5 protein-coding genes and 2 pseudogenes are annotated in these 12,403 nt (G+C 55.0%); all 7 read left to right on the top strand.

What is annotated here, in order from left to right; translation table 11 throughout:
- The first annotated feature begins 5 nt into the window (after positions 1-5).
- The 7 genes and pseudogenes from D8S85_RS06080 to D8S85_RS06055 all read left to right on the top strand — a co-directional run bounded on the left by D8S85_RS06080 (position 6) and on the right by D8S85_RS06055 (position 12,102).
- On the top strand, positions 6-299 hold the full coding sequence (locus D8S85_RS06080) for a DUF3408 domain-containing protein (RefSeq protein ID WP_004292753.1): 294 nt from the start codon (positions 6-8) through the stop codon (positions 297-299).
- Between the two features lie 32 nt (positions 300-331).
- Complete coding sequence (locus tag D8S85_RS06075) at positions 332-1,918, top strand: DUF3945 domain-containing protein (RefSeq protein WP_004292754.1); 1,587 nt, start codon at positions 332-334, stop codon at positions 1,916-1,918.
- Between the two features lie 149 nt (positions 1,919-2,067).
- A complete protein-coding gene (locus tag D8S85_RS06070) occupies positions 2,068-4,170 on the top strand; it encodes a type IA DNA topoisomerase (protein WP_004322053.1) in 2,103 nt (700 codons plus the stop codon).
- Positions 4,171-4,407: 237 nt separating this feature from the next.
- Positions 4,408-4,860, top strand: coding sequence for a DUF1896 family protein (locus D8S85_RS06065; RefSeq protein WP_004292755.1), 453 nt, complete (start codon positions 4,408-4,410; stop codon positions 4,858-4,860).
- Positions 4,847-6,296, top strand: a pseudogene (locus D8S85_RS22325) (N-6 DNA methylase); the annotation flags it as partial. The gene D8S85_RS06065 and the pseudogene D8S85_RS22325, both read left to right, overlap by 14 nt.
- Before the next feature lie 221 nt (positions 6,297-6,517).
- Positions 6,518-10,672: pseudogene (locus D8S85_RS06060) on the top strand (helicase-related protein); the annotation flags it as partial.
- 215 nt (positions 10,673-10,887) lie between these two features.
- Positions 10,888-12,102 carry a site-specific integrase gene (locus tag D8S85_RS06055; RefSeq protein ID WP_004292757.1) on the top strand — a complete coding sequence of 405 codons (1,215 nt, stop codon included), beginning with the start codon at positions 10,888-10,890 and terminating at the stop codon, positions 12,100-12,102.
- Positions 12,103-12,403 lie beyond the last annotated feature (301 nt).

The following is a 12,403-nucleotide window of genomic DNA, read 5'->3' as shown; positions in this document are numbered from 1 at the left end:
TAAAAATGATGGCAACGGAAAAAGAAAACATGGCCATGACGGCTGAAACCAGAGAACAGAAACCGAGTATGGCCACCTGCAAGGAAGCCTTGGCGGATTACAGGCGGATTTACCTGCCCGTGCCTGCCATTGAAGACCGCAAGCCGGTATTCCTCAGCAAGGAGACCCGTGACAGGCTGGACCGGATAGTCCGGTTGTTCGGTGAGCGGAAAATGAGCGTTTCAGGATTGACGGAAAACATCGTCCGCCGCCACTTGGAAATATATGAGAAGGAAATAGACGAATGGCGCAAGCTGTGATTTTGATAACCCATTAAAAAACATCAAAAAAAATGGAACAGAAAAAGAAAAAGCAAGAGGACGTGCTGGTCGTCCGCGACGAGAAAACGGGCGAGATCAGCGTGGTCGCCGGGCTGGACGGCAAGGGCTACCCCAATACGAAGCCCGCGAAGCCGGAACACTCGCAGGACTTCCTGCGCTTCGACCGCCACGGGGACATGGTGGACAATTTCTTCAAGAACTTCTACCGCCAGTGCAAGGAGCCGACGCGCTTCGGCTTCTATCGGGTGGCGGCGGATGCGGTGGACACGCTGCTTCCCGTCATCAAGGACTTCCTGAAAGACCCCGTGGCAAACGCGGAGATACTTGCCTCGCACAAGGTGGACACCGCCAAGTACCAGCAACAAGCAGAAACAGAGAATGTCAAACAAGAAAAAAATAACAACGAACCCATTAAAAAGACAGAAGAAATGGAAAAGAAAGAAGAACTGAAACAAGAGAAGGATGTTCAGCAGCCACAGGTAGCTGAAACACAGGAGAAGCCTAATCTGATAGCGGACGACCAAGTAAACTGGGAGGAACTGCGCAAGTGCGGCATTGACAAGGAGAAACTCTCGGAAAAGGACCTAAAAGCCCTGATGAACTACGGCAAGACGGGATTAGTGACGGTAAAGCCGACCTTCGGCTATGAGAGTTACGAATTGCAGGCCCGATTGTCTTTCCAGAAGATGGAGGACGGCTATCTGAAGCTGACACCCCATTTTATCCGCAATGAACCACGCCTTGACATCCCCCACAGGGGCTACACCTTCACCGAAGAGGACAAGAAGACGTTGAAACGCACGGGCAACCTCGGCAAGCCCGTCAACTTCGCCAACGAGAAGACAGGTGAAATCAAGCCCCACTACATCAGCATCGACCGCCTGACGAATGAAATCGTGGACATCCCTGCCGACAAGGTGCGCATCCCTAACAAAATCGGACAGACCAACCTGTCAAGGGAAGAGCAGGACATCCTACGTGCGGGATTGCCTTTGCCCAAGGAAGTGATGCTCTCCAACGGGCGCAAGTTCCAAGCCTTGTTGCAGGTGAACGCCGACAAGCGCGATGTGGAGTTCGTGCCGGGACAACCGAGGCAGCAGCAATCCCAGCGTCAGGGAAACGGCCAAGGTAAGGCGCAGGACAATTCCAATTCGCCCCAACAGTCACAAGGTGAAGAAGATGGGAATAACCAGCAACGCCGTAACCGCTCGTGGACAAACGAGGACGGGAGCATCCGCCCCATCAAGAAATGGAAAGACGATGTGTTTACCGACCAGCAGATAGCCGACTACGTGGCGGGCAAGACGGTGGTGCTCGCCAATGCGAAGGACGACCAAGGCCAGCCCTGCACGAAGTACCTGAAGTTCAACTTCGAGAAAGGCCGACCGCTGACCTACTCGCAGAACCCCGACCTCGCGCAGACCGTCGCACCGTCCAACGAGAGCCGGACACAGCTCGCCGTGAACAACGAAGGGAAGACCAACGAAGCGACCAAACACGTGAAAGAGCCGTTGCAGCAGGGTCAGACCACGCCGAAGAATGATGCGCAGCAGAAGCAGCAGGCCAAGAAATCCAAAGGCATGAAAGTATCTTCCTGATTGCCGCCACTAAATCCATCCGATAAGTATTGACGGGCTGAAACGGGGAACATGCACCGCCTTGTGCGCATATCCCACAAACAATGCCGTGCCCCGTTTCATCCCCATTAAAGACAAAAGTATCAACGAATAAAAAAACAGAGAAAGACATGATTACCATATTGGCAGAAAAACCGAGCGTCGCCCGTGAGATAGCACGGATTGTCGGCGCGATGAAAAGGGAAGAAGGGTATTTCACCGGGAACGGCTACCACGTGACATGGGCGCTGGGGCATCTGGTGCAGCTTGCCCTGCCAGACGGCTACGGCATCAAGGGCTTCCGGCGCGACAGCCTGCCTGTCATTCCTAAAAACTTCGAGCTTATACCCCGACAGGTAAAAACGGACAAGGGCTACAAGGCGGACGCGGCGGCGGTGAAGCAAATCAAGGTGATAACCAAGCTGTGGAACGAAAGCGATGGCATCATCGTGGCGACCGACTGCGCCCGTGAAGGCGAACTGATTTTCAGGTATTTGTATTCCTATATCGGCTGCACCCTGCCGTTCCAAAGGCTGTGGATAAGCTCGCTGACAGATGCCGCCATCCGCAAGGGATTAAAGAAACTGAAGGACGGCCGCGAATACGACAACCTCTATCAAGCCGCCAAAGCCCGCAGCGAAGCCGACTGGCTGGTAGGCATCAACGGCACACAGGCGTTGTCGGTGGCCGCCGGGCGCGGCACGTATTCCGTGGGACGGGTGCAGACACCCACGCTGACGATGGTCTGCCAACGTTTTTGGGAGAACAAGCGTTTCCAGCCCGAACCGGTATACCAGCTCCATTTCACCACGCCGTCGGTGAGCGTGGATGAGGTCGTGAAGTTCGCCTCGGTGGAGAAATGGAAGGACAAGGAGGAAGCCGCCATACTATATAATAAGGTAAAGGAACAGATGGCAGCAACCGTTACCAAAGTCGAAAAGAGGGAAAAGATAGAGAACCCTCCGCTCCTGTACGACCTGACCACGCTACAAAAGAAGGCGAACACGAGGCACGGCTTCACGGCGGAACAGACGCTCGCCCTCGTGCAGAAGCTCTACGAGGCGAAGCTCGTCACCTATCCGAGAACATCAAGCCGCTACATCCCGGAGGACGTGTTTGACGAAGTGCCCATGCTGTTCGACCGTCTGGCAACCCATTCTTCCTTTGCGGAGAAGATTGGAGCCTTGGACGGACTGAACCGCCGCAGCGTGGACGCCTCGAAAGTGACCGACCACCATGCCCTGTTGGTGACACCCAACCGTCCATTGGCGCTCTACAAGGACGAGCAGACCATCTACGACATGATTGTGGGGCGCATGGTGGAAGCGTTCTCCCCGGAGTGCGTCAAGGACACGACCACCGTCCGGGCGGAGTGTGAGGGCATAGCGTTCGAGACAAAAGGCTGCATCGTGCGCAAGGCGGGCTGGCGGTCGGTCTATGGCGAGGACAACATAGACACCGTTTTGCCCGACTGGAAAGAAGGTGATATATTGGCAATGAGCGGCTGTTCGATGAGTTCGGGCATGACACGCCCGAAGCCGTTGCATACCGAAAGCACCCTGCTGGCGGCGATGGAGACCGCCGGGCGCGAGGGCTTGGAGGACGAGGAAGCGCGGCAGGCGTTGAAGGACTGCGGCATCGGCACGCCCGCCACCCGTGCCGCCATCATCGAGACCCTGCTCAAAAGGGAATACATGGTGCGCGTGAAGAAGTCGCTCGTGCCGACGGAGAAAGGGCTTGCCCTGTATTCCATCGTCAGGGGCATGGACATCGCCGACGTGGAGATGACGGGACGCTGGGAGGCGGAACTGGCGGAGATAGAAAAAGGCAGGATGCCGCACGAGGCATTCATCCGCGACATTGAAAGCTATACCCGGAAAATCACCACGGAACTGCTTGCCTCGGACAAGCTGTTCGGGCACAAGGCATCGGACTGTGCCTGCCCCAAGTGCGGCAAGGGTACGATGCAGTTCTACGGCAAGGTGGTGCGCTGCGACAACCCGGACTGCGCCCTGCCCGTGTTCCGCCAGATGGCGGGCAGGACGCTCACCGACGCGGAAATGAACGAACTGCTGGCAAAAGGCAGCACGGGTGTCCTCAACGGCTTCAAGAGCAGGCAGGGCAAGCCGTTCAGCGCAATGGTCACATTCGATGCGGATTTCAATACAAAATTCGTGTTTCCCGAAGCCAAAGGCACAAAAAAATTCACTAACAGGAAAGGAGGAAGAAAATAATACGTACCTTTTAATAAAGTAAGCTGCATCTCGGAATAAAAAATAAGCGAGCTTATTTTGTTCTCCCCTCGATTTGCATTACTTTTGCCACTGATTCATGTCATAATCTGTTTCAATTCGTTGATACTCGTTATTCACATGGATTTAGTGGCGGCACTCGGAGGGATACCGGGTGCCTTTTTTCTTCTTTCCTATCCATTCCACAATCTGATTTTTCACCACTAAATCCATCAGAAAATGAAACAGAACAAGAAAACCGTCCCAGCGGAACTGTCCTACTACGGGCTGTACCTGCTGGACTACCTGAGAAAATACCATCCCGACAAAGTTTCCGACACGTACCTTATTGCAGAGAGGGAGGAAGCTGCCGCCACCACCTTTGAAAAAGAAAGGTCGGCAGGAAGTACGGTCGAGTATGCCCACGAGGAAGCCATGCGCGTCCTGCTGCACGGGCTGCACTTCTCGCCCTACGCCCTGCTGCGCGAGGTCGTGGAAAACGAGTTCGCCGACGAGGTGGCGGAATCCGGCCGCGAGGCGTTCTGCAACGAGCTTTATCCCTACTTGACAAACCTGTTCGCCGGTTACGACACGTCGGACGACACCTTCGCCCTGTCGCCCGGACACGACCTGCTCTACACGGAGCTGGTGGGAACCGTCATGCTTTATCTGGAGTCCTATGGCGTTCAATAGGAAACAGAAGATGCGCGACAACATCGAGGCGGTACGCACGGCGTTCACGCTGGACCGGGAGCGGCGCACACCCACCGAGAGGGAACGTGCGCTATTAGAGCGTTACTGCGGCTTCGGGGGCCTGAAGTGCATCCTGAACCCGGCAAGGGAACTGGCGGACGCCGCGCGTTGGGCGAAGTCCGACCTCGAACTGTTCGCGCCTACGGTGGAACTGCACCGAATCATTAGAGAGAACAGCAAGGATGAAACGGAGTACAAACGCTACGTGGACTCGCTTAAAGCCTCGGTGCTGACGGCGTTCTACACCCCGAAAGCAATAACCGACACCATCGCGGACGTGCTGCACGACAAGAAGGTGCGCCCCAACCTCGTGCTGGAGCCGTCAGCGGGCATGGGCGCGTTCATCGGCTCGGTGCTGTCGGACAACCCGCAGGCGGAGGTGATGGCCTTCGAGAAAGACCTGCTGACGGGCAAGATGCTGGGACACCTGTACCCGCAGCAGAAGATACGCACGGAGGGCTTCGAGAAGATAGAAAAGCCGTTCCTGAACCGTTTTGACCTTGCCATATCCAACATCCCTTTCGGGGACATCGCGGTGTTCGACCCGGAATATGCCAACGGCTCGGTGTTCAAGAAGATAGCGGCAAGGAAGGTGCATACCTATTTCTTCCTGAAAGGGCTGGACGCGGTGCGTGACGGCGGCATCGTGGCGTTCATCACCTCGCAGGGGGTATTGAATACGGAAAGCAACGGCGGCACACGCTACATGATGACAAGGAAAGCGGACTTGGTGTCCGCCATCCGCCTGCCGAACAACCTGTTCACGGAAGATGCCAACACGGAGGTGGGGTGTGACCTGATAATCCTGCAAAAGAATGAAGGCAAGGAGGAACTTTCCGAGGAAGACAAGAGGTTGGGCGATGTGGTAAAGAGCAACCACACGAACATTGTTTCCAACGGGTATTTCCTCGACCACCCGGAACGCATCATCCATACCGACGCGAAAAGGGACACCGACCCTTACGGTAAGCCCGCTATGGTTTATACGCACAGCGGTGGTGTGGAGGGCATCGCAACGGATTTGTACCAAATGCTGTCGGCGGACTTGTCGGCACGGCTGGACTTGGAACGCTATAATGGCATCAAGGAAAAAAGGCAGGAGACTCGGCAGACGATTGTCGTACAACCTATGCAGACGGAGGCGAAAAAAGAAGAAAAGTCGGTACAGTTGAAAGCGGAACCGGTGCAAGCCGTGGCTCAGGAGGTGGAAAGCAAACGCCCCGAAGCCCCGGTTATGGACTTGTACGACCTGTTCGGCTACACGCAGGAAGAGCGGCGGTTGGCGGAACGGGGGCTGAAACCGGAACGGAAGAAAAGCGGTAAGTCCAAAGGGAAGAAAGCCGTACAGCCAACATTGTTCTCCCTCCCGAAGAGCGGAAAGGAGGAAGCGGCGAAAAAAGAAAGCGGAAAAGTGAAAGCCAAATCCACAGAAGCGGCTTCCGACATCACGTCCTTGACTCCGGAAGAAGCGCAGGAAATGGAGGAAATTATCCGCAACAGGATGGATGTGCCGCAAGCGTCCCGACAGGAAACCGTTTCTGCCACTTCACCCGATGTGAAAGACGCTTCCGAAACCACAGAGGACGATGACCCGGAGGATGCCATCTACCGCAGTCTGGACTGGGAGACCAACCCGCCCATCAACGGCTTCTATGAAATGATGATGTCGCTCACGCCGGAACGCCGGGCGGAACTGCGCCGCCTCGGTCGGGAGAAGATGGATGCCAATGCAGCCAAACAGGCGGAAAGGGCGGCGGAGGCGAAAAAAGAAGAAAGACAGGCTACGGAAATGGAGCAACCATCGTCCGTGCGCCCATTTTATCCCGTTGAGAACGGTTTTGAGGCGGAAGGGAAAGCGCAAATCGAGCGTGTGGAAAGGGAAATGCGCGAGGAAGAAGCCGCCTTGACACCCGAAGAACGGCAACGCCGGAAAGAGGAAGCGATGATGCCACGCCCGTTCAAGGGCATCATGGAGCCGCACTTGAAAGACGGCTCTCTGGTATGGGAACACACAGGCGGCGTCCGCTTCCAAATCGGGGTGCTGAGGGATGTCACCAGGTACGGGGCGACTTTCCAGCCGCTCGACATGGAGGGGATGCAGGCGCAGAAGGCACAGTTGTACATCGACCTGCGTAACACCTACGAGCGGCTCTACGTCCACGAAGCGGAGAACCACGAGGAAAACGCCCTGCTGCGCCGCAACCTGAACACCTACTACGATGAGTTCGTCATGCGCTACGGCAACCTGAACGCCAAGCACAACGCAAAGTTCATCCTGATGGACGCTTCGGGGCGCAACATGCTCTCGTTGGAGCGCGGCGAGGACGGGCAGTTTGTCAAGGCGGACATCTTCGACCGTCCCGTTTCCTTTTCGCAGGAAACATTGGTCGAAGTGGAATCGCCCGAAGAAGCCCTGTCCGCCTCGCTCAACCTGTACGGCGGCGTGAACCTGCCCTACATGGAATCCCTCTGCGACCTGCCGCAAGCGGAGATGCTGGAAGCCCTGAAAGGGCGGGTGTTCTACAACCCGTTGGCGGAGGGCTACGAGATTGCCGACCGCTTCATCGCCGGGAACGTGGTGCAGAAAGTCGCCGACGTGGAGGGCTGGATTAGGGAACACGAGGGACACGCAATGCTGCCGCAGGCGCAGGAGTCATTGGCGGCTTTGCGCGAGAATGTGCCCGAACAAATCCCCTTCGAGGACTTGGACTTCAACTTCGGGGAGCGTTGGATACCCACGGGCGTGTATGCCGCCTACATGAGCCGCCTGTTCGACACGGACGTGCGGATAACCTACTCGGAAAGCCTTGACGAGTATTCCGTGAACTGTGCCTGCAAGACGATGAAAATCACAGACGAGTTTCTGGTAAAGGGCTATTACCGCAACTACGACGGCATGAACCTGCTGAAACACGCGCTGCACAACACCTGCCCGGACATGATGAAAAGCATCGGCAAGGACGAAAACGGGAACGACATCAAGGTGCGCGACAGCGAGGGCATCCAGCTCGCCAACGCGAAGATTGACGAAATCCGAAACGGCTTCACCGAATGGCTGGAAGAACAGTCGCCGGAGTTCAAGAAACGCCTGACAGATATGTACAACGGCAAGTTCAACTGCTTCGTGCGCCCGAAGTACGACGGCTCGCACCAGAAGTTCCCGGGCTTGGACCTGAAAGGCTTGGGCATAAAGGACTTGTACCCCTCGCAGAAGGATTGCGTATGGATGGTGAAACAGAACGGCGGCGGCATAGGCGACCAGGAAGTTGGCGGCGGCAAGACGCTGATAATGTGCGTCGCCTCCTACGAGATGAAGCGTCTGGGCTTGGCGCACAAGCCGATGATTATCGGGTTGAAAGCCAACGTGAGGGAGATTGCCGAGACCTACCGCAAGGCTTACCCCAACGCCCGCATCCTCTACGCCTCGGAGAAGGACTTTTCCGCCGCCAACCGGGTGCGCTTCTTCAACGACATCAAGAACAACGATTGGGATTGCGTCATCATGTCGCACGACCAGTTCGGAAAGATCCCGCAGTCGCCGGAGTTGCAGCAGCGCATCTTGCAGGCGGAACTGGACACGGTGGAGGAAAACCTTGAGGTATTGCGTAGTCAGGGCAAGGACGTGTCACGCGCCATGCTGCGGGGCTTGGAGAAACGCAAGTTCAACCTGCAAGCCAAATTGGAAAAGGTGGAACACGCCATCAAGACGAGGGCGGACGACGTGGCGGACTTCAAGCAGATGGGCATCGACCACCTCTTTGTCGATGAGAGCCACCAATTCAAGAACCTGACGTTCAACACGCGCCACGACCGAGTGGCGGGGCTGGGCAACTCCGAGGGGAGCCAGAAGGCGCTGAACCTGCTGTTCGCCATCCGCACCATACAGGAACGGACGGGCAGGGATTTGGGAGCCACGTTCCTCTCCGGCACGACCATATCCAATAGCCTCACGGAGTTATATCTGCTGTTCAAGTACCTGCGCCCGAAGGCGTTGGAGAAGCAGGACATCCGCTGTTTCGACGCATGGGCGGCGATATTCGCTAAGAAGACGACCGACTTTGAGTTCAACGTAACGAACAGCATCGTGCAGAAGGAACGTTTCCGCTACTTTATTAAAGTACCCGAACTGGCGGCGTTCTACAACGAGATAACCGACTACCGCACGGCGGAGGACATTGGCGTGGAACGTCCGAAGAAGAACGAGATACTGCACCACATTCCGCCCACGCCCGACCAAGAGGTGTTTATCGGAAAGCTGATGCAGTTCGCCAAGTCCGGCGATGCGACTATCTTAGGCAGGCCGCCGCTGTCGGAAACAGAGGAAAAGGCGAAGATGCTCATCGCCACGGACTATGCCCGGAAGATGGCATTGGACATGCGCATGATTGACCCGAATTACGAAGACCACCCCGACAACAAGGCGAGCCATTGCGCCAAGATGATAGCGGAATACTATCATAAATACGATGCGCAGAGGGGTACGCAGTTCGTGTTCAGCGACCTCGGTACATTCCAGCCGGGCGGCGGATGGAGCGTCTATACCGAAATCAAGCGCAAGCTGGTGGAGGACTACGGCATACCCGCCCATGAAATCCGCTTCATTCAGGAGTGCAAGACCGAGAAGGCAAGGAAGGCGGTCATCGAGGCGATGAACGAGGGGCAGGTGCGTGTGCTGTTCGGATCGACGAGTATGCTCGGCACGGGTGTGAATGCCCAGCGCAGGGCGGTCGCCATCCATCACCTCGACACGCCGTGGCGGCCGTCCGACCTCGCCCAGCGTGACGGACGGGCGGTCAGGAAAGGCAACGAGATTGCCAAGCTGTACGCGGACAACAAGGTGGACGTCATCATCTATGCCGTGGAGAAGTCGCTGGACTCGTACAAGTTCAACTTGTTGCACTGCAAGCAGACGTTCATATCGCAGTTGAAGTCCGGCGCGATGGGCGCACGAACCATCGACGAGGGGGCGATGGACGAGAAGTCGGGCATGAACTTCTCAGAATACATGGCGATACTGTCGGGCAACACGGACTTGCTGGACAAGGCGAAGCTCGAAAAGAAAATCGCCTCGCTGGAGGGTGAGCGCAAGTCGTTCAACAGGGGCAAGCGCGATTCTGAACTGAAGCTGGAAAGCAAGACAACCGCTCTGCGCAACAACCAAGCCATTATCGCCGCCATGACGGAGGATTGGGAGAAGTTCACCGCTGCCGCACAGATCGACAAGGACGGAAACCGGCTCAACCTGATAAAGATTGACGGGCTGGACACCACCGATGAAAAGGCCATCGGAAAGCGGTTGCAGGATATAGCCAAGAACGCCACGACAGGCGGAGTACCCCAGCGTATCGGTGAATTGTACGGCTTCCCCATCAAGGTGGTGAGCGAGCGGACGCTCAGCGAGGGGTTGGAGTTCATCGACAACCGTTTCCATGTCGAGGGTAACTACAAGTACACCTACAACAACGGGCATTTGGCGATGGCGGACACCCATGCCGCCGCCTTGAACTTCCTCAATGCGTTGGAGCGTATCCCGGCGATTATCAAGCAGTACGAGGAAAAGAACGAGGTGCTGGAGCGTGAGATACCGCAGTTGCAGGAGATAGCGGGCAAGACGTGGAAGAAGGAGGAGGAACTGAAACAACTGAAATCCGAACTTTCCGCTCTTGACCGCAAGATACAGTTGGAACTGGCTCCTAAACAAGAGCCAGTACTGGAAGAAGACGGAAAGGGAAAAGAATCCCAGAAAGAAAGTCTCCATGCCGGGGTATCTCATGAAATCGTCCCGACTCCGCCATCAGACAGGCACACTTGGCATATCCGTCCGGAAATGCAAACGGAGGCACCTTTACCGCAGGTAAAGAAAGTGAGGATTTGAGGCGCTTGGATAAAAACAGTTAAGGGGCATACGGGAGGACAACCGTATGTCCCCGGCTCACTTATATTTTATCAGCAAAAAAAACGATTATTATGGCAACAATAAAAATCAAGTTCAGGTCCTCTTCGGTCGCAGGCAAAGAGGGCACGTTATGTTATCAAGTGATACACGGGCGGCAGACCCGCCTGATTAGTACGGGGTATAAATTGCACCTTTATGAATGGGACAAGGAAGCGGGCAAAATCCGCAGCGTGAAAGGCAATCCGGACCGGGAACGCTATCTGGAAGCCTTGCGTTTCCGTATGGAGGAAGACCAGAAACGGTTGAACGGCATTATCCGGAAGCTGGAACAGTCAGGGAAACTTTCTTCCGAGCAGATAGTCCTTGCCTATCACAGTCCGGAAGGACATGACGACTGTTTCTTTGTCTATGCCCGGAAAGTCATCGACCAGACCAAACGCATGGGGAAAGAGCGGACATCCGAAGTCTATGCCAGTTCACTCAACAGTTTCATCCGTTTCCGGGGCGAAGCGGGAGATGTACCTTTGGATGCGATGGATTCCGTCATGATGATGGAATACGAGGCTTACCTGAAGCAGAACGGGAAATGCCCGAATACGGTATCTTTTTACTTGCGCAATCTGCGTACCTTATATAATAGGGCATCGGAGGAAGGATTGGTGGAAAACCGCAGTCCGTTCCGCCATGTCCATACGGGAGTTGAGAAGACGGTCAAAAGGGGCGTATCCTCAGAAATCATCGGACGGATCAAGAATCTGGATTTGGAATTATATCCGGCCTTGGCTTTCGCCCGGAACCTGTTCCTGCTCTGCTTTTATCTTCGCGGCATGTCTTTCGTGGACTTGGCTTTCTTGAAAAAGAAAGATTTGCAAAACGGCGTGCTTGTCTATCGGCGGCACAAGACCGACCAACAGCTTTGCATCAAATGGGAGCAGCCCATGCAGGAAATTGTCCGGAAATACACAAATCCGGATTCTCCTTACCTTCTTCCCATCATCAAGGTGCCGGGAGAAAAGGAAAGACGGCAATACCTGAATGCCTCGCATGTGATGAACAAGCGGTTGCAAAAGATTGGCCGGATGGTTGAATGTCCCATCAAGCTCACGTTTTATGTCGCAAGGCATGGGTGGGCCAGCATCGCCAAGAGTCAGAATGTGCCCGTGCCTGTCATCAGCGAGGCGTTAGGGCATGATTCGGAAGATACGACCCGCATCTATTTGGCCCTACTGGATTCTTCGGTGGTGGACAAAGCCAACAGCAAGGTCATCCGGTCTATTGGCAGATAAGAATGATTGGGTACCCCCAAACACATTTTGTAAGTTGAGAGATTCCCCTTGAACCTTTCCCGTTCAGGGGGATTTTTGTTGGACAAAGTGGTAAATCTCTCTTTAAGAGATGTTTCGCACGCCGCAAAATTACAAAAAATACTGCAATCCACACAGGATGAATCCTGAAAATTACGTTTTGGGCGAACCTTCCCACAGGATTTGTTCGACAAAAGAAGAAGAATTGTTTGACAAATAAAAGTGTATGAATTAACAAACTGTTTATTTTCAAATAAATAGCAGGTTGGATACATCTCTTAAA

Source organism: Butyricimonas faecalis (assembly GCF_003991565.1).
Lineage (GTDB): Bacteria > Bacteroidota > Bacteroidia > Bacteroidales > Marinifilaceae > Butyricimonas > Butyricimonas faecalis.
This window is presented reverse-complemented; position numbering and strand designations above follow the sequence as displayed.

Excerpts from the sequence above, each read along its gene's own strand:
- D8S85_RS06080 (WP_004292753.1), top strand. The coding sequence starts at position 6 with ATGATGGCAACGGAAAAAGAAAACATGGCCATGACGGCTGAAACCAGA.
- D8S85_RS06070 (WP_004322053.1), top strand. The coding sequence starts at position 2,068 with ATGATTACCATATTGGCAGAAAAACCGAGCGTCGCCCGTGAGATAGCA.
- D8S85_RS06065 (WP_004292755.1), top strand. The coding sequence starts at position 4,408 with ATGAAACAGAACAAGAAAACCGTCCCAGCGGAACTGTCCTACTACGGG.
- D8S85_RS06055 (WP_004292757.1), top strand. The coding sequence starts at position 10,888 with ATGGCAACAATAAAAATCAAGTTCAGGTCCTCTTCGGTCGCAGGCAAA.
- D8S85_RS06075 (WP_004292754.1), top strand. The coding sequence starts at position 332 with ATGGAACAGAAAAAGAAAAAGCAAGAGGACGTGCTGGTCGTCCGCGAC.